The sequence below is a fragment of the Duganella sp. Dugasp56 genome, from assembly GCF_047304105.1.
Taxonomy (GTDB): domain Bacteria; phylum Pseudomonadota; class Gammaproteobacteria; order Burkholderiales; family Burkholderiaceae_D; genus Rugamonas; species Rugamonas hordei.
Map to the genome: position 1 here is coordinate 115396 of NZ_JBGLYQ010000009.1, position 16736 is coordinate 132131.

Genomic DNA, 16736 nt, shown 5'->3' on the forward strand with positions numbered 1-16736 from the left:
TTATTAAGCTGTACATCAGACTGCACATCACCAACGTCAGGCACAGGGATTATAAATGGACATCTCCGAACTTCTCGCATTCTCCGTCAAGAACAAGGCTTCGGACTTGCACCTGTCAGCCGGCCTGCCGCCGATGATACGGGTACACGGCGACGTGCGCCGCATCAACCTGCCGCCGCTGGAGCACAAGGACGTGCACGGCATGATTTATGACATCATGAACGACGGCCAGCGCAAGGCCTACGAGGAGATGCTGGAATGCGACTTTTCGTTCGCGATTCCGGGGCTGGCGCGCTTCCGCGTCAACGCCTACAACCAGGAACGGGGCGCGTCGGCGGTGCTGCGGACGATTCCGTCGAAGATCCTGAGCCTGGAGGAACTGAACGCGCCGAAGATCTTCGCCGATTTCGCCTTGAAACCGCGCGGCCTGGTGCTGGTGACGGGACCGACCGGCTCCGGCAAGTCGACCACCCTGGCGGCGATGGTCAACCACCTCAACGAAAACGAATACGGCCACATTCTGACGATCGAAGACCCGATCGAGTTCGTGCACGAATCGAAGAAATGCCTGATCAACCAGCGCGAGGTGGGGCCGCACACGCTGTCGTTCAACAACGCGCTGCGCTCGGCGCTGCGGGAAGACCCGGACGCGATCCTGGTCGGCGAGCTGCGCGACCTGGAAACCATCCGCCTGGCCCTGTCGGCGGCGGAGACGGGCCACCTGGTGTTCGGCACCCTGCACACCTCGTCGGCCGCCAAGACCATCGACCGTATCGTCGACGTGTTCCCGGCCGATGAAAAGGAGATGGTGCGGGCGATGTTGTCCGAATCGCTGCAGGCGGTGATCTCGCAGACGCTGCTGAAGACCAAGGACGGCAGCGGCCGTGTGGCGGCGCACGAGATCATGGTGGCCACGCCGGCGATCCGCAACCTGATCCGCGAAGCGAAGATCGCGCAGATGTACTCGGCGATCCAGACCGGCAGCAACGTCGGCATGCAGACCCTGGACCAGAACCTGACGGACTTGGTGCGCCGCAACGTCATCAGCGCCGCCGCCGCCCGCAACGCCGCCAAGACGCCGGACAACTTCCCCGGCTAAAACCTGGGGTCAGATCCGACATTTGGACACGAGCTCTGCCGTAGCGGCCGCTACGGCAGAGCTCGTGTCCAAATGTCGGATCTGACCCCGACTTAAAGGACACATCATGGAACGCGACCAGGCATCCAAATTCATGTTCGACTTGCTGCGCTTGATGACCAGCAAGAAGGGCTCGGACCTCTTCATCACCGCCGGCTTCCCGCCGGCCATCAAGATCGACGGCAAGATGACGCCGGTGTCGTCGCAGGTCCTGACCTCCGCCCACACCATGGACCTGGCCCGCTCCATCATGAACGACAAGCAGACCGCCTCGTTCGAGCTGACCAAGGAGGCCAACTTCGCCATCAGCCCCGGCGACCTGGGTCGCTTCCGCGTGTCGGCGTTTGTGCAGATGAGCTCGGTCGGCATGGTGTTGCGGACCATCACCAGCGAAATTCCCAAGCTCGAGGATCTCGGCCTGCCCGACGTGCTCAAGGACGTCGTCATGTCCAAGCGCGGCCTGGTGGTCATGGTCGGCGCCACCGGCTCCGGCAAGTCGACCACCTTGGCGGCCATGGTCGGCTACCGCAACGAGAACAGCTACGGCCACATCATCACCATCGAGGACCCGGTCGAGTACGTCCACCCGCACAAGAACTGCATCATGACCCAGCGCGAGGTCGGCGTCGACACCGACGACTGGGAAATCGCGCTGAAGAACACGCTGCGCCAGGCGCCGGACGTGATCCAGATCGGCGAGATCCGCGACCGCCAGACCATGGACCACGCGATCGCCTTCGCCGAGACCGGCCACCTGTGCCTGGCCACCCTGCACGCCAACAGCGCCAACCAGGCGCTGGACCGCATCATCAACTTCTTCCCCGAGGAGCGCCGCCAGCAGCTGCTGATGGACCTGTCGCTGAACCTGAAGGGCATGATTTCCCAGCGCCTGATCCCGAAGAAGGAAGCCAAGGGTCGCGCCGTGGCGATCGAGATCCTGCTCAATTCGCCGCTGATCTCGGACCTGATCTTCAAGGGCGAAGTCCACGAAATCAAGGAGCTGATGAAGAAGTCGCGCGAACTGGGCATGCAGACCTTCGACCAGTCGCTGTTCGACCTGCACGAGGCGGACCTGATCACCTACGAGGACGCGCTGCGCAACGCCGACTCCGTCAACGACCTGCGACTGGCTATCAAGCTGGAAGGCAAGGCCGCCAAGAACCGCGACCTGTCGGCCGGCACCGAACATCTGGGACTCGTCTAAGGAAGCACCGTGAGCACACTCTACGACATCACCGCCGACAGCCTGGCCGGCACCCCGGTCGACCTGGGCCGGTACAAGGGCCAGGTCCTGCTGATCGTCAACACCGCCAGCAACTGCGGCTTCACGCCGCAATACAAGGGGCTGGAGGCGGTCTACCAGCAGTTCAAGGACAAGGGCGTGACGGTGCTGGGCTTTCCCTGCAACCAGTTCGGCGCCCAGGAGCCGGGCCAGGCCGACGAGATCGGCGCCTTCTGCGAAAAGAACTACGGCGTCACCTTCCCGCTGTTCGCCAAGATCGATGTCAACGGCGACCACGCCCACCCGCTGTTCCAGAAGCTCAAGAAGGACGCGCCCGGCATCCTCGGTACCGAGGCGATCAAATGGAACTTCACCAAGTTCCTGATCCGCAAGGACGGCACCGTCTACGACCGCTACGCTCCATCCACCAAGCCGGAAGACCTGATCGCCGACATCGAAAAGCTGTTGGCCGAATAAGCTTGGTCAGGAAAGTTGTAAAATACTGAAAACGTTTTCCAAAAAACGTGCTTTGGGTTAACTTTTCGGTAATAATGGCCGTTGGTCATTTCCAATCGAATCAGTCGCCTATGTCGTTGTTTGGAAAAATACTTTCGCAATGGATGCGGATGGGGATGTATTCCCGTTTGTTCCTGCCCATCTTCGTCATCATTGCCGTGGTGGTGGGCCTGCGATACACCTTGCTGTTCCAGTCGGAAACGGAATACGCCAATGCCCGCTATCAAAAAGACGCGGGAGAACTGGGCGTTTACCTGCACAAGGCCCTGCTGCCGGCGCTGACCACGCCGGACCGCGCCGCCCTCGACAACATCCTGTCCGGCGCCCTGCTGCTGGAGGCCGACCTGGTCTCGGCGCGGCTGGACTACGCCGGCGGCCATCTCGAGGCGCTGCGCAGCGCGCGGCCGGCGCCCTCGTTTCCGGACTGGTTCCACGACCTGCACGGGCTGGCGCCGATCGACCGCACCATCTACATCGGCAACGCCATGCTGGTGCTGGCCTTCGAACCGACGCTGCCGCTGGAACAGGTCTGGCGCACGCTGCGCCAGCAGGCCGTCATCTCCACGGTCAACATCGCCATCATCTACACGCTGCTGGGCATCATCTTGTTCGCCAACAAGCGCATGCTCAAGCGCGTGACCGACACCACCACCCGCTTCCAGCACGGCGACCACAGCGTGCGCCTGCCGGTCAGCGGCACGCTCGAGGCGCGCACGGTGGCCATCACCTTCAACAACATGGCGCAGCGCGTGCAGGCGCTGGTGTACAAGCTGCAGCAAAGCCAGTCCGAGCTGAGCCGGCAATTGGAACAGACGCTGCGGGCGCAGGCGCAGCTGCAGGCAGAGAAGGACCGCATCGAAGTGACGCTGGCGTCGATCGGCGACGCCGTCATCACCACCGACCTGATGGGCAAGGTCGCCACCATCAACGACGTGGCGCAGCAGCTGACCGGCTGGTCCGAGTCGCGCGCGCGCGGCATGGAGCTGCATCAGGTGTTCGTCTTGGAGAACAACTTCGGCCAGCACTCGCTGCTCAAGTCGATGGCGGCGATCTACGCCGGCGGCGAAGTCGTCAAGGTCGGCAACCAGAGCCTGCGCAACCGCCTCGGCCAGAGTTTCACCGTCGAATACACGGCCAACGCGATCCGCGCCGCGCTTGGCGAGGTGCAGGGTTCGGTGCTGGTGTTCCGCGACGTGACGGAGCGCCGCCAGCTGATGCAGCAGATCTCCTGGCAAAGCAATCACGACATCCTGACCGGACTGCCCAACCGCGCCGCGCTGGCGGCCCGCTTCGAGCAGGAAGTGGCCCGCGCGCGCGACCAGGACTACCTGCTGGCCGTGTGCCTGTTCGACCTCGATCACTTCCAGCACGTGAACCAGACGCTGGGCCAGACCGTCGGCGACGAGATCCTCAAGCAGGCCGCCAGCCGCCTGCACGACTTTGCCGGCCAGCGTCATTACGTGGCGCGCCTGGGCGGCGATGAATTCGTGCTGCTGCTGCCCGAACTGGAAGACCGCGCCGGCGTCGAGCGGGCGATGGAGCGGCTGATGGCGGCGCTGTCGCGCGACTATGTGTGCGAAGGCCAGGCGGTCAGCATGTCGGCCAGCGCCGGCATCGCCGTCTACACCGGCAACGAGATCAGCGCCGACAGCCTGCTGCGCCACGCCGACCAGGCGCTGTACCAGGCCAAGATCACGGGCCGCAACCGTTATCATTTCTTCGACGCCGACCTGGACGAACAGGTCCGCACCCATCACAACCGCCGCACCGAGGTCCGCGCCGCGCTGCGCGCCGGCGAACTGCGGCTGTACTACCAGCCCAAGCTGGACATGCGCAAGGGCCGCATCGTCGGCATGGAGGCGCTGCTGCGCTGGCAACATCCGCAGCGCGGCATCGTCGGCCCGATGGACTTCCTGCCCATCGTCGAGCACAGCGACGTGATCGTCGACATCGGCGAATGGGTGCTGCGCGAAGCCCTGCGCCAGCTGCTGGTCTGGCGCGAGTCCAACCCCGACTGGGTCATCAGCGTCAACATCGCCGCGCGCCATTTCCAGCGTTCCGACTTCGTGGGGCAGCTGACGGCGATCCTGGCCGAGTTCCCGCAAGTGCCGCCGCACATGCTGGAGCTGGAGATACTCGAGTCGTCGGCGCTGAGCGACATCAGCCACGTGCGCCGCATCATGCTCGAGTGCCAGGCGCTGGGCATCAGCTTCGCGCTGGACGATTTCGGCACCGGTTACTCGTCGATGTCCTACCTGAAGCGCCTGCCGGCGGACGTGCTGAAGATCGACCAGAGCTTCGTGCGCAACATGCTGGTGGACCGCGACGATCTGCACCTGGTCAGCGCCGTCATCGGCCTGGCCAGGTCCTTCGGCCTGGGCGTGATCGCCGAGGGGGTCGAGACCATCGAGCACGGCGCCATGCTGATGCGGCTGGGCTGCGACCTGGTGCAGGGCTACGGCATCGCCCGGCCGATGCCGGCGGACGATGTGCTGCCCTGGGTCGCCAGCTTCGACCAGGCCAAGGTGTGGCAGGCCGCAGCCCAGCTGCCGCCTATCCTCAACCTGCACAGCGAACCGGCCGCCAGCACGTCGCAGATGCCCTTGTTCGTGCAGGGTTAGGCTATAGGCTAGACGGCGGCGCGCCGTTCGCTCATGCGCCGCTCGCTGAGCGAGCTGGGGCCGATCGCCTCGCCTATCCCTTCGGCCGTCTGCACGCCGCGCACCGTCCGGCGCTTGGCATACCAGTCGCGGATGATCTGGCCGGCCGTCTCGCGCGCGCCCAGCCCGAACGCCAGGCCCGCCGCCAGCGCCACCGCGCCGACCAGCGCCACAAACAGCGCGTCGACAAACATGGTCGCGATGCCGAGCTGGCCGATCGCCACGATCACGCCGAAGCCGAGCACCAGGCCACTGGCCACCTTGCCCAGCAGGTCGGCGTTGCGCAAATCGCTTTCCGCGGCGGTACCTCGCACCAGCTTGCCCAGCGAGTTGGCCGCCAGCCCGGCGATTACCAGGATCACCACCGCCACCACCACGTTCGGCAGCCATAGCAGCACCTGCCGCAGCACCTCCGACACCGCCGGCAGTCCCAGCGCATCGAAAGCGACCACCAGCGCGATCAGCCGCACGAACCACTTGACCACGGCGCCCACCACGCCGGCCGAATCCATCGGCATGCCCATGTTGTGGAAGAAGCCGGCCAGGCCGGCACGCTGTGCCAGGTCATTGAATTTAACGGAGCGCAGCAGGACCATTATGGCTTTCGCCAGCGCGGCCGCGATCAGCCAGCCGACGATGAGTATGACCGCAAATCCGATCAGTTTCGGGATCGCCTGAAACAGCATGGCCATGGCGGCGGACAGCGACGTCATCAAGGCCGTTCCCCACTCGGTGATTTGATTTTGCATGATTCCTCCAGTTGGTTCGATTGATCGCATGGAGGCAGGCCGCACCGGCGCCGCCGTTGCCTCCCCACCCTTGTGAGGCAATCGGCGACGGTCAAAGTTCCTGATTTACGCTGCGCCTTTGACGGGCGCCAAAAAACTAAGTCAGCGCGCGGTCGATCAGCTCGATCCAGTGCGTCACCGGCGTCTGCGTGCCCGACTGCAGGTGCGCGCTACAGCCGACGTTGGCCGAGACGATGGTGGCGGCGCCGGTATCGGCCAGGTTGGCCAGCTTGCGGTCGCGCAGCTGCAGCGACAGCTCCGGCTGCAGCAGCGAATAGGTGCCGGCCGAGCCGCAGCACAGATGGCTGTCGGCGCACAGCACGACGTCGACGCCGACCGCGCGCAGCACGCCCTCGACCTTGCCGCGTATCTGCTGGCCATGCTGCAGCGTGCACGGAGGGTGGTAGGCGACGCGTCCGCCGGCGCTGCCGTTACTGTTGCCGGTGCCTGCGCGGCGCTTCAATTCCTCTTCGAATTCGGGCATGACCTCGCTCAGGTCGCGCGTCAACGCGGCAATGCGCTGCGCCTTGTCGGCGTAGGCGCTGTCATGCGCCAGCAGGTGGCCGTATTCCTTGACCGTGACGCCGCAGCCGGAGGCCGTCATCACGATCGCCTCGACCGCGCCGTCCCGCACATACGGCCACCAGGCATCGACGTTGCGTCGCATGTCGTCCAGCGCCGCTTGCTGGTCGTTCAGGTGATGGCGCAGCGCGCCGCAGCAGCCGGCCTTGGGCGCGACCATCAGCTGCACGCCCAGCGCATCGAGCACGCGCGCGGTGGCGGCGTTGATGTTGGGCGCCATCGCCGGCTGCGCGCAGCCTTCCAGCACCAGCATCTTGCGCGCGTGTTCGCGCGTCGGCCAGGCGCCGGCGCCCTGCATCGCCGGAATCTTGTCCTGCAGCGCAGGCGACAGCAGCGGACGGAAAATCTGCCCCGCGCGCAGGGCCGCCGTGAACACCGCCTTGCGCGGCAAGGCTTGCTTCAGCACCAGCCGCTTCATGCGCTCGATGAACGGGCGCTCGACGCGCTCCTCCACCACCTTGCGCCCGATGTCGATCAGGCGCCCGTACTTGACGCCGGACGGACAGGTGGTTTCGCAGTTGCGGCAGGTCAGGCAGCGGTCCAGGTGGGTTTGCGTCTTGACCGTGACCGGCGCGCCTTCCAGCACCTGCTTGATCAGGTAGATGCGCCCGCGCGGACCGTCCAGCTCATCGCCCAGCAGCTGGTAGGTCGGGCAGGTGGCGGTGCAGAAGCCGCAGTGGACGCAGGCGCGCAGGATGGCGTCGGCCTCTTCGCCTTCGCGGGTGTTCTTGATGAAATCGGCGAGATTGGTTTGCATAGGCGTGGTCAGTACATGCGGCCGGGGTTGAAGATCCCTGCAGGATCGAAGGATCGCTTCAGCCGTTCGTGGATTTTCGCCACGGCCGGCGCCAGCGGATGGAATACGCCGACGCTCTTGTCCGCGCCGTGGAACAGCGTGGCATGGCCGCCGGCGGCCGCCACGGCGCCGCGGATGCCGGCCGCCTGTGCGGCGTCGCATTCGTCCATCCTCAGCCAGCGCTGCGCCCCGCCCCACTCGATCAGCTGTTCGCCGCGCAGGATGATGGCGCTGGCCGCCGATGGCACCGACAGGCGCCACAATGCGCCGTCGCTGGCGCCGCTGCTAAAATATGCATGCGATTGATCGCGCAGCGCGGCCCAGAACGCCGGGCCGTCGTCAAGCGCCTGGCCGCCAAGCTTGCGCAGCGCCGCGTCCACCGCCGCCTCCGCGCCGGACAGGCGCAGCGACAGCACGTCCCGGTGCCAGCAGCTCGCGGATATCGGCAGCGGCTGGCCGGCCCATTCGTTCAGCCGGCGCAGCGCGTCGATCTCGCTCATCTCGAAGCACAGGCTGGCCTCGCGCACCGGCACCGGCAGCACCTTGAGCGACACCTCCAGTATCAGGCCCAGCGTGCCCAGCGACCCTGCCAGCAAACGCGAGACATCGTAGCCGGCCACGTTCTTCATCACCTGGCCGCCGAAGCGCAGCGCCTCGCCGTGGCCGTCCATCAGCGCCGCGCCCAGCACGAAGTCGCGCACCGCTCCGGCGCTGGCGCGGCGCGGGCCTGACAGCGCGCTGGCCACCACGCCGCCGATGGTCGATTCCGCGCCGAGACGCGGCGGCTCGAAGGCCAGCATCTGGTTGTGCTGCGCCAGCAGCGCCTCGATTTCCGCCAGCGGCGTGCCGCAGCGCGCGGTGATCACCAGTTCCGTCGGCTCGTAGGCGACGATGCCGGCGTACGCGCGGGTATCGAATACTTCGCCTTGCAGCGACTGGCCGTACCAGTCCTTGGTGCCGCCGCCGCGCAGGCGCAATGGTTGGCCGGCCGCCGTCGCGGCGCGTATGCGCACGCTGAAGTCTTGGGCGATGGAGTGCATATCGGTGGTCAGGTTGTTCGTCATGCTGCTCCGTTCAGTAACGCGGCAAATGGGAGAACGGCAGCATGCCGCCGCTGACGCGCATCTTGCCGAATTCGGCACAACGGTTCAGCGTGGGAATGGCCTTGTCGGGATTGAGCAGCCCCGCCGTATCGAAGGCGCGCTTCACCGAGAAGAACGCTTCCAGCTCGGCCGGCGCAAACTGCGCGCACATGGAATTGATCTTCTCGATGCCCACGCCATGCTCGCCGGTGATGGTGCCGCCCACTTCCACGCACAGCGCCAGGATCTCGGCGCCGAACGCCTCGGCGCGCTCGAACTCGTCGGGAATGTTCGCGTTGAACAGTATCAGCGGATGCAGGTTGCCGTCCCCCGCGTGGAACACGTTGGCGCAGCGCAGGCCGTATTTGGTCTCCATCTGCGCGATCCCCTCCAGCACCTGGCCCAGGCGCTTGCGCGGGATGGTGCCGTCCATGCAGTAGTAGTCGGGCGAGATGCGGCCGGCCGCCGGGAAGGCGTTCTTGCGGCCGGACCAGAACTTCAAGCGCTCCGCCTCCGATTGCGACACCGCGATCGCGCTGGCGCCGGCCGTGTCGAGCACCGCCGACATGCGGGCGATTTCCTCTTCCACCTCCTCGACGGTGCCATCGGCCTCGCACAGCAGGATGGCGGCGGCGTCGGTATCGTAGCCGGCCTTGACGAACGGTTCGACCATGCGCGACGAGGTCTGGTCCATCATTTCCAGCCCGGCCGGGATGATGCCGGCGGCGATCAGCGCGGCCACCGCGTGGCAGCCCGCCACCACTTCGTCGAACGACGCCATGATCACGCGCGCGGTGGCCGGCTTGGGCACCAGCTTGACCGTCACTTCGGTGACGATGCCCAGCATGCCTTCGGAGCCGATGAACACCGACAGCAGGTCCAGTCCCGGCGCGTCGAGCGCCTCGCTGCCCAGCTCCACCACGTCGCCGTCGATGGTGACCACGCGCACGCGCAGCACGTTGTGCACGGTCAGCCCGTATTTCAGGCAATGTACGCCGCCCGAGTTCTCCGCCACGTTGCCGCCGATGGTGCAGGCGATCTGCGACGACGGATCGGGCGCGTAGTACAGGCCGTGCTGCGCCGCCGCTTCCGAGATCGCCAGGTTGCGCACGCCGGGTTGCACCACGGCGCTGCGGGAGTAGGCGTCCATGCGCACGATGCGGTTCAGGCGCGCGGTCGACAGCACCACGCCGTCGGCGATCGGCATCGCGCCGCCGGACAGGCCGGTGCCGGCGCCGCGCGGCACGATGGGCACGTTCAGCCCGCGGCACACCTTCAGCACCGCGACGATCTGCGCCTCGGTATCGGGCAGCACCACGATCATCGGCAGCTGGCGGTAGGCGGCCAGGCCATCGCATTCGTAGGGGCGGGTATCCTCGGGATCGGACAGCACGCAGCGCCCCGGCAGCGCCTCGCGCAGGGCCTCGGCAACCTGTAGTCGGCGCGCGGTGACGGTGGCGGGAGCGGCGGGGGCAGTGTTCATGGAGGGCGTTTTTGGGCGGCGTATGGTCGAGAGTCGATTGTAAGCACAAAACCCGGCGCCGCCTAATACAGGCTGTTGTGCATAGCACCACAGCGCCTGCGGTGACGGCTCTTACGTTAAAATGTCGTTAATACAAGAATTTTTTGAGGCTGTACAATAATTTTTTACCGTAGAAAAATAAAACCCATGCTGTTCTCCACTCCCGGTCACAACCACATCCGCTACCTGTGCATCGTGCTGCAGATCGTGCTGCAGGTCTTCCTGGTGGTCCAGGTATCGTTCTTCATTCTCGCCTGGATGGTCCCCATGCCGTTCGAGCTGCTGTGGTGGGTGATGCAGGTGCTGCCAGACGGCATGAGCGTGGCCGACATGCAGCGGCTGTCTTCGCTGTATCGGCTGCTGGGCGTACTCATCGGCCTGCTGCCGCTGAGCTTTCTGGTGTTCGGCGTGATCCGGCTGCGGCAGACGCTGCGCGAATTGCAGCGCGGCGCCATCTTCGCCACCCGCACCATCGGCTACATGCGGGCGTTTGCCGGCGCCGTGTTCGCGTCGGTCACGCTGTCGAGTCTGGAACCGGCGCTGCGCGCCATCGTGTTCAACCTGGTTTCCAACACCCGCGCCTTCCGCATCGGCTTCGACGTCACCTCCAACGAGGTGCTGTTGCTGCTGGTGTGCGGGCTGTTCTACCTGATCGCCGCCATCATGCACGAAGGCCGCCGCCTGGGCGAAGAAAACGAAGGCTTCATCTGATGACCATCATCGTCAACCTGGATGTGATGCTGGCCAAGCGCAAGATCAAGTCGAAGGAGCTGGCGGCCTTCATCGGCATCACCGAACAGAACCTGTCGCTGCTCAAGTCCGGCAAGGTGCGCGGCATCCGTTTCACCACGCTCAACAAGATCTGCGAGCGGCTGGCCTGCCAGCCGTCCGACATCCTCGAATGGCGCCCGGACGAAGGCGACCCAGCCGACGACGCCGGCGGCGACGACTTCTAAACCTCCCCTCCACCTGGCCTGCACGCCGCCGATGCGCTCTTGCGCAGGCGGCGGCGCGCCCCTCGCATTCGATATAACAAAAAAACAACGCTTAAAAATATCGTAAAACAATAACAAATTACTGATTGACACAAAAATATGATCGATTTACTATTTATTCCAGCTGAACCGGGAACTATGCTGCAGTGTCGATCTCACAGCTACCTTGATAACCACCCACATGGAGTTTTAAATGGAAAACATCGAAATCACCCAAGTAGAATTCGTCGTCGAAGAACTGGAAGCCCGCTTCGAAATGGAAGCCGTGCCTAGCGTTCCAGCACCGGACTGGACCTACACCTGCTCGGTGTCCGACAAGTAATACCGAGCTGGAAACGGGAGTCGCACGCCTCGCTCCCGTTTCTCTTCCCGCATCGTCCATCCCTCCCCATTCCGCACTCCCCCATGGCCGCCATACCCACGCTCAAAGAAGGCATCCGGATCTCGCCGTACCGCGAAGCGGGCGCCGCACAACGCTTCCTGCTGGAGCTGGACAACCGCCATTTCCTGATTACCGCCAAGTCGCGCGCACTGATCGAAGCGCTGCTGACGGCGCCGGCCACGCCCGACCAGCTGGAGCGCCAATACCTGCAACGCAGCGGCGCCGCGCTGCCGGCCGACGAACTGATCGCGCTGGCCGCCGCCACGCTGCCCGCCGCGCTGTTCAGCGACGCCGCCCCGGCCGCGCGCGGCAATCCCTTCACCATCAGCATCGACTTGCTGTCGCCGTGGTACGCCGGCCTGCTGACCGGCCGCCTGGCGTGGCTGTTCAAGCCGTCGCTGGCATGGAGCCTGGTGGCCATCTTCGCCGTGCTGCACGGCTGCGTGCTGCCGGCCGCCATGCACGCCGCCCACGAGGGCTGGAGCGGCAGCGGCGGCACGCGCCTGGTGGCCCTGCTGCTGCTGAGCGGACTGATCCACGAGCTGGGCCACACGACGGCCTGCCGCTATTTCAATTGCCCGCACGGCGCCATCGGCTTCGGCCTGTACGTGATCTTTCCCGCCTGGTACGCCGACGTCAGCAAGGCCTGGCGCCTGCCGCGCCGGCAACGCGCGGTGGTCGATCTGGGCGGCGTGTATTTCCAGGCGCTGATGCTGATCGGCGTCGACCTGTATGCGCTGGCCAGCGGCAGCCCCGACGCGCTCAAGCTGATCTGGCTGGTCACCTTCACCATGCTGTTCACGCTCAACCCCGTGTTCAAGTTCGACGGCTATTGGCTGCTGTCCGACCTCAGCGGCCTGCACAACCTGCACCGCCAGGTGCGCCAGGCCAGCGCCGAAATGCTGATGCCGCTGTTCGGCCGCGCCAGGCCCGGCGCGCGTTCGCCGGTGCTGTACGCCTACGGCCTGCTGAGCGGCGCCTACATGCTGTATTTCGCCAGCTTCCTGGTGACCGAAGTGCGGCGGCTGGCCCGGACGCTGCCGGACGCGCTGGCCGACAGCCTGCACCAGCTGGGCGCGGCCGCCGGCGCGGCCCGGCTGGCGGACGCCGGCTGGTCCGCGTGGCGCCTGCTGGGCGATCTGCTGTGGCCGCTGGTGATCGCCTCGGCCTGCGTCATGCTCGCCATGAAAACGCTGCGCGCGCTGGCGGGGCTGCGCAGCGCCGTCGTGCACGCCCGATTCGCCGCCTGACACCGCCACGGAGACGCCGCCATGTTCCTTCGCTTCCCCCACCTCGCCGCCCTGTTGCGCCGGCCGCCGGCAGCCTCCTATGCGGCGCGCCTGCAGCACCAGCGCGCCGAGGCCAACACCACCCGCCTCGCCGCCAAGGGCTTGCAACATGCGCTGGCCCTGGGCAACGACGAGGCGATGCGCGTCGCCGGCGCCGCGCAGGCGGCCTACCGCCAGCTGTGCGCGCAGAGCTCGCCCGGCAGCGCGCCGCAGGCGCTGCTGCGCACGCTGAGCGACCGCCTGGCACAACACTCCTGCCTGCTGGCCCTGCCGTACAGCCTGCCCGGACTGCGGCTGCTGCGCCAGCTGGCCGCGTCCGGCCTGCGCATCGTCGTCGTCACCACGCCGGTGGTGGAGCAGGTGCTGGCCGAGATCGGACTGCCCGCCGACAGGCCGGCCAGCGTCGGCACCAACCATGTGGTGCGGATGATCAAGGCCGGCACGCCGCAGCCGACGCTGTACATCTCCTTCCCGGAGCTGCACGCCGGCAGCGACGGCACCCGCACCTGGGTCAGCTTTAACGGCATGCGCCACGCCGTGTCGCTGCTGGAACCCTTGCTGTGTTGCCTGGGGCTGGAGGCGCTGTACACGCTGACTCCGGCCGAAGAACCCGAACTGACGATATTGCGGCTGACGCCGCTGAAGCCGCGCGACGCCAGCCTGACCATCAGCTCCGTCACCAGCTGGCTGACGCTGCATCTGCAAGCGGCCGCCAGCGCGCTGCCGGCGCAGACGCTGTCCTGGTCCCAGTTGTACCGCGCCAGCGCGCCCTACCTGCAAGTCGAACGCGACGACCAGCTCAAGCAGCTGAACGCCTACATCGACGCCTGGCACCGCCACGGCAACGGCCTGGACGGCGGCGCCTGCGCGGCGGCGCGCGCACGCCTGGCCGCCTGGGCCGCCCAACCTGTCACGCCCGCCCACCACGGCGCCGGCCTGCCGTCGCGAGGATAACCATGCCGTCAATGACCGAACTGCTGCTGCACCTGCGCCTGCACCTGGCGCGCGCGCAATTGGAACTGTCCAGCCTGGTCGAGCGCGACGGCCGCCGCCAGTTCGCGCAGGCCGTCGGCATCGCGCTGCCCGAACTGTCCGCAGCCGAGCTGGACCGCCTATACTTGCGCTACCGCCTGTCGATGCGCAATTTCCACCTGATCAAAACCCACCTGGCCGGGCTGGATGCGGCGCGGCTTGAATCGTTCGTCGCGCGCCATGTGCGCATCGAGGGCGACGTCTGCCTCGATCAGCTGAAGCGGGACGACAAGCCGGTCATCTTCGTCACGCCGCATTACGGCACCTTCCAGCTCGGCTGCCTGAAGCTGATCCAGGAAATCGGCCGCCACAAGACCGTCAACGCGTTCTACAACCCGCCGTCGGTCAGCAGCAGTTCCAGTGGTTTCGAGGAACTGTTCCAGCGCCTGGGCTATGGCTTCAACGCGCTGTTCAACGACGACAGCGCCGTGCTCAAGGCCTTGCGCGTGCTGCGCCGGGGCGAAGCGCTGACCATGATGCCGGACGTGTTCGACATCAGCGGCCATTCGCTGTACGTGCCGTTCTTTAACAGGCTGGTACCGGCGATGGCCGGCACCAGCCTGTTCGCGCTGAAGAGCAACGCCACCGTCATCGTCGGCCACAGCTGCCCCGGCGATGGGCTGGACACGACGGTACGGCTGGGTACGCCGTTGGCGGTGCAGCGCAGCGGCGACCTCGATGCCGACATCGCCGCGTTGACCGCCGCCATTTTCCGCGAGATCGAGGCGCAGATACGGCGCGCGCCGCAGCACTGGGTGTATTTGCCGGGCAGCGGCGAACTGCTGCAGCGGCGGCTGCGCGTGGACAACGGCTCGCCGCAGCAATGGCTGGAGCAACTGCGGTCGGCCGCGCCGGCCTTCAGCAACGCGATCCCTGAATTCCCCCAACTGTTGCAGGACCTGGCGCCACCGGCCCTGGCCGCAATGCAATGATCAACCGGAGAAGCCTGATGATCCACCCGATCCCGGCCGCGCTGTTGGCCTGCCTGTGCCTGAGCGCGGGCGCCGCCGAACGCGAACTGGCCGACTACCAGACACTGCTGAAAATCACCCACCTGGACAAGGTGTACGAGTTTCCCGCCGAGCAGCGCGACAAGCTGGTCATCCGCGGCAACATGAAGCCGCGCAACGCCACCATCCGGCCCGAGGAAGTGCGCCTGTTCCTCGTCGACGGCGGCGAGACCACGCGCCTGCCCGTCAGCGCCGACGGCGGCTTCGACCTGAAGTCCGATCCGCGCTGGCTCAAGGCCAACCCGATGATCTACACCAGCCTGGCGGCCGACGAGAAGTCGGCGTTTTCCTTCAGCGCCCGGCCGACGCTGCCCGACGGACTGCGCTTCAGCTACGCCAGCCTGATGACCAGCGTGCGCCAGATGAACGCCATGATGCGCGCCGGCGCCGGACCGATGCGCTTCTTCATGCCGACCTTCAGCGGCGTCGAGCTGCAGTTCCCCGCCACCGCCGCGCCGACGCTGGAGCTGCAGACGCGCGACGGCGTGCGCCAGTTGCGCGCCGACGCGCAATCGCGCATCCGGCTCAAGCTGGACGAAGCGCTGCTGGCCGCCAATGCGCAAATCCTGCTGTCGGCACGTCCGCTGGCGGCCGACTTCCTGACCGACTGAGGCCGCGCACGCCATGCAACGGTCGACCGCCACGGCAGGGATCAGACACTGGCTCAAACACCGCGGCCTGCGGGCGCTGCGCTCGCCGCTGGCGCGCATCGCGCTGGCCTGGTGCGTCGTGAGCCTGCCCGCGTTCGGGCTGGCCTCCCTGCTGGGACAGGATGCGTCACCGTTGTCCCAGCTGCTGCGTCCGCTACTGGTGACGGCGCTGTCGCTGGCCGCCTACTGCGGCTATGTGCGCCTGGTCGAACGGCGCCGTCCGGGCGAGCTGGCGGTGGCGGGCGCCTGGACCGAAAGCGGCGCCGGACTGCTGATCGGTGCGCTGGCGTTCGGCCTGGTGATGACGATACTGGCCGCCTCCGGCGCCTACCAGGTCGAAGGCCACAACCGCTGGGCCGAGCTGGCGCTGAACGTGCCGCGCTTCGTACAGGGCGCGGTGACCGAGGAGATCTTGTTTCGCGCCATCCTGTTCCGCATCCTGGAGCAGCGCTTCGGCAGCAGCGCCGCGCTGCTGGCCTCGGCGCTGCTGTTCGGCGCGCTCCATCTGAGCAATCCGGCCGCCACCCTGTTCAACGCTGCCGCGATTGCCATCGAAGCGGGTTTGATGCTGGCGGCCGCCTACATGCTGACCGGCCGGCTGTGGCTGTGCATCGCCATCCATTTCGCCTGGAATTTCGTGCAGGGACCGGTGTGCTCGGTGGCCGTGTCCGGCTATGCCCAGCAAGGCTTCCTGATCGGCAGGCTGGATGGACCGGACTGGCTGACGGGCGGCAGCTTCGGCGCCGAAGCCTCGCTGGCCGCCGTGGCGGTGTGCACCGTGTCGGGACTGGTGTTGCTGACACTGGCGCGCGACGCCGGCCGCTTCGTGCCCGCCGGCAGGCGATAAGAAACACCGCAGCCGTCCGGGCTGCTCAGGGCCGCCGAAAACTGATCTAGAGTAGGCATAGCAACAATGAAGGAAATCGCATGGACCTCGCACTTTACGGCGTACCGACAATGACCGACCACATCGAGCAGAAACTGGCCCAGGTCAAGGAAGTCATTTTCGAGCAGATCGAAGCGCTGCCGATGGCAATTGAATGGAGTTGCCCGACGCAGGAAGACTACTAAG

At 66.2% G+C, this 16736-nt stretch carries 17 protein-coding genes; 13 read left to right on the forward strand and 4 right to left on the reverse strand.

All coding sequences use genetic code 11. From position 1 onward, the window contains the following. Window positions 1-55: 55 nt before the first annotated feature. From ACCD07_RS08365 to ACCD07_RS08380, 4 genes are all read left to right on the forward strand, one after another. The gene (locus ACCD07_RS08365) at window positions 56-1099 is read left to right on the forward strand and encodes a type IV pilus twitching motility protein PilT (RefSeq protein ID WP_176654723.1); all 1044 of its coding nucleotides are present in this window, start codon (window positions 56-58) and stop codon (window positions 1097-1099) included. A gap of 106 nt (window positions 1100-1205) precedes the next feature. Further along, window positions 1206-2342: a PilT/PilU family type 4a pilus ATPase gene (locus ACCD07_RS08370; protein WP_176654724.1), complete on the forward strand. Its 1137-nt coding sequence runs from the start codon at window positions 1206-1208 to the stop codon at window positions 2340-2342. Window positions 2343-2351: 9 nt separating this feature from the next. Next, entirely contained in the window at window positions 2352-2837 is a 486-nt protein-coding gene (locus tag ACCD07_RS08375; protein ID WP_353399602.1) for a glutathione peroxidase, read from the forward strand. A 155-nt stretch (window positions 2838-2992) separates the two neighbouring features. After that, window positions 2993-5497: a putative bifunctional diguanylate cyclase/phosphodiesterase gene (locus tag ACCD07_RS08380; protein WP_413447064.1), complete on the forward strand. Its 2505-nt coding sequence runs from the start codon at window positions 2993-2995 to the stop codon at window positions 5495-5497. An 8-nt stretch (window positions 5498-5505) separates the two neighbouring features. On the opposite strand, the gene ACCD07_RS08385 is transcribed toward ACCD07_RS08380, so the two are convergent. From ACCD07_RS08385 to ACCD07_RS08400, 4 genes are all read right to left on the reverse strand, one after another. Continuing rightward, complete coding sequence (locus ACCD07_RS08385) at window positions 5506-6285, reverse strand: mechanosensitive ion channel family protein (protein ID WP_413447065.1); 780 nt, start codon at window positions 6283-6285, stop codon at window positions 5506-5508. Between the two features lie 136 nt (window positions 6286-6421). Further along, window positions 6422-7663, reverse strand: a complete 1242-nt coding sequence (gene glcF / locus ACCD07_RS08390; protein ID WP_353399596.1) for a glycolate oxidase subunit GlcF — start codon at window positions 7661-7663, stop codon at window positions 6422-6424. An 8-nt stretch (window positions 7664-7671) separates the two neighbouring features. Then, entirely contained in the window at window positions 7672-8766 is a 1095-nt protein-coding gene (gene glcE / locus ACCD07_RS08395; RefSeq protein WP_413447066.1) for a glycolate oxidase subunit GlcE, read from the reverse strand. 10 nt (window positions 8767-8776) lie between these two features. Then, a complete protein-coding gene (locus ACCD07_RS08400) occupies window positions 8777-10267 on the reverse strand; it encodes an FAD-linked oxidase C-terminal domain-containing protein (protein ID WP_413447067.1) in 1491 nt (496 codons plus the stop codon). A 186-nt stretch (window positions 10268-10453) separates the two neighbouring features. Between ACCD07_RS08400 and ACCD07_RS08405 the strand changes: the two genes are divergently transcribed. The 9 genes from ACCD07_RS08405 (at window position 10454) to ACCD07_RS08445 (ending at window position 16735) form a co-directional block, all read left to right on the forward strand. Next, the gene (locus ACCD07_RS08405; protein WP_176654730.1) at window positions 10454-11017 is read left to right on the forward strand and encodes a hypothetical protein; all 564 of its coding nucleotides are present in this window, start codon (window positions 10454-10456) and stop codon (window positions 11015-11017) included. Next, window positions 11017-11262 (forward strand): helix-turn-helix domain-containing protein, encoded by a 246-nt coding sequence (locus ACCD07_RS08410; RefSeq protein WP_176654731.1) that lies wholly within the window; start codon window positions 11017-11019, stop codon window positions 11260-11262. The genes ACCD07_RS08405 and ACCD07_RS08410 overlap by 1 nt, the downstream gene beginning before the upstream one ends. A gap of 232 nt (window positions 11263-11494) precedes the next feature. Next, window positions 11495-11623 (forward strand): hypothetical protein, encoded by a 129-nt coding sequence (locus ACCD07_RS08415; protein WP_353399589.1) that lies wholly within the window; start codon window positions 11495-11497, stop codon window positions 11621-11623. Window positions 11624-11706: 83 nt separating this feature from the next. After that, window positions 11707-12933 carry a hypothetical protein gene (locus ACCD07_RS08420; RefSeq protein ID WP_413447068.1) on the forward strand — a complete coding sequence of 409 codons (1227 nt, stop codon included), beginning with the start codon at window positions 11707-11709 and terminating at the stop codon, window positions 12931-12933. 21 nt (window positions 12934-12954) lie between these two features. Then, on the forward strand, window positions 12955-13926 hold the full coding sequence (locus ACCD07_RS08425; RefSeq protein ID WP_413447069.1) for a hypothetical protein: 972 nt from the start codon (window positions 12955-12957) through the stop codon (window positions 13924-13926). Between the two features lie 2 nt (window positions 13927-13928). Further along, on the forward strand, window positions 13929-14936 hold the full coding sequence (locus tag ACCD07_RS08430) for a lysophospholipid acyltransferase family protein (RefSeq protein WP_176654734.1): 1008 nt from the start codon (window positions 13929-13931) through the stop codon (window positions 14934-14936). A 17-nt stretch (window positions 14937-14953) separates the two neighbouring features. After that, the gene (locus tag ACCD07_RS08435) at window positions 14954-15625 is read left to right on the forward strand and encodes a DUF2987 domain-containing protein (RefSeq protein WP_176654735.1); all 672 of its coding nucleotides are present in this window, start codon (window positions 14954-14956) and stop codon (window positions 15623-15625) included. Between the two features lie 13 nt (window positions 15626-15638). Next, window positions 15639-16511, forward strand: coding sequence for a CPBP family intramembrane glutamic endopeptidase (locus ACCD07_RS08440; RefSeq protein ID WP_176654736.1), 873 nt, complete (start codon window positions 15639-15641; stop codon window positions 16509-16511). Between the two features lie 80 nt (window positions 16512-16591). Further along, window positions 16592-16735: a hypothetical protein gene (locus tag ACCD07_RS08445; RefSeq protein WP_176654737.1), complete on the forward strand. Its 144-nt coding sequence runs from the start codon at window positions 16592-16594 to the stop codon at window positions 16733-16735. Window position 16736 lies beyond the last annotated feature (1 nt).

What these genes read in the sequence shown, in the direction of transcription:
- ACCD07_RS08365 (WP_176654723.1), top strand. Translation starts at nt 56, where the DNA reads ATGGACATCTCCGAACTTCTCGCATTCTCCGTCAAGAACAAGGCTTCG.
- ACCD07_RS08370 (WP_176654724.1), top strand. Translation starts at nt 1,206, where the DNA reads ATGGAACGCGACCAGGCATCCAAATTCATGTTCGACTTGCTGCGCTTG.
- ACCD07_RS08380 (WP_413447064.1), top strand. Translation starts at nt 2,993, where the DNA reads ATGTATTCCCGTTTGTTCCTGCCCATCTTCGTCATCATTGCCGTGGTG.
- ACCD07_RS08385 (WP_413447065.1), bottom strand. Translation starts at nt 6,285, where the DNA reads ATGCAAAATCAAATCACCGAGTGGGGAACGGCCTTGATGACGTCGCTG.
- glcF (WP_353399596.1), bottom strand. Translation starts at nt 7,663, where the DNA reads ATGCAAACCAATCTCGCCGATTTCATCAAGAACACCCGCGAAGGCGAA.
- glcE (WP_413447066.1), bottom strand. Translation starts at nt 8,766, where the DNA reads ATGACGAACAACCTGACCACCGATATGCACTCCATCGCCCAAGACTTC.
- ACCD07_RS08400 (WP_413447067.1), bottom strand. Translation starts at nt 10,267, where the DNA reads ATGAACACTGCCCCCGCCGCTCCCGCCACCGTCACCGCGCGCCGACTA.
- ACCD07_RS08405 (WP_176654730.1), top strand. Translation starts at nt 10,454, where the DNA reads ATGCTGTTCTCCACTCCCGGTCACAACCACATCCGCTACCTGTGCATC.
- ACCD07_RS08410 (WP_176654731.1), top strand. Translation starts at nt 11,017, where the DNA reads ATGACCATCATCGTCAACCTGGATGTGATGCTGGCCAAGCGCAAGATC.
- ACCD07_RS08415 (WP_353399589.1), top strand. Translation starts at nt 11,495, where the DNA reads ATGGAAAACATCGAAATCACCCAAGTAGAATTCGTCGTCGAAGAACTG.
- ACCD07_RS08420 (WP_413447068.1), top strand. Translation starts at nt 11,707, where the DNA reads ATGGCCGCCATACCCACGCTCAAAGAAGGCATCCGGATCTCGCCGTAC.
- ACCD07_RS08425 (WP_413447069.1), top strand. Translation starts at nt 12,955, where the DNA reads ATGTTCCTTCGCTTCCCCCACCTCGCCGCCCTGTTGCGCCGGCCGCCG.
- ACCD07_RS08430 (WP_176654734.1), top strand. Translation starts at nt 13,929, where the DNA reads ATGCCGTCAATGACCGAACTGCTGCTGCACCTGCGCCTGCACCTGGCG.
- ACCD07_RS08435 (WP_176654735.1), top strand. Translation starts at nt 14,954, where the DNA reads ATGATCCACCCGATCCCGGCCGCGCTGTTGGCCTGCCTGTGCCTGAGC.
- ACCD07_RS08440 (WP_176654736.1), top strand. Translation starts at nt 15,639, where the DNA reads ATGCAACGGTCGACCGCCACGGCAGGGATCAGACACTGGCTCAAACAC.
- ACCD07_RS08445 (WP_176654737.1), top strand. Translation starts at nt 16,592, where the DNA reads ATGGACCTCGCACTTTACGGCGTACCGACAATGACCGACCACATCGAG.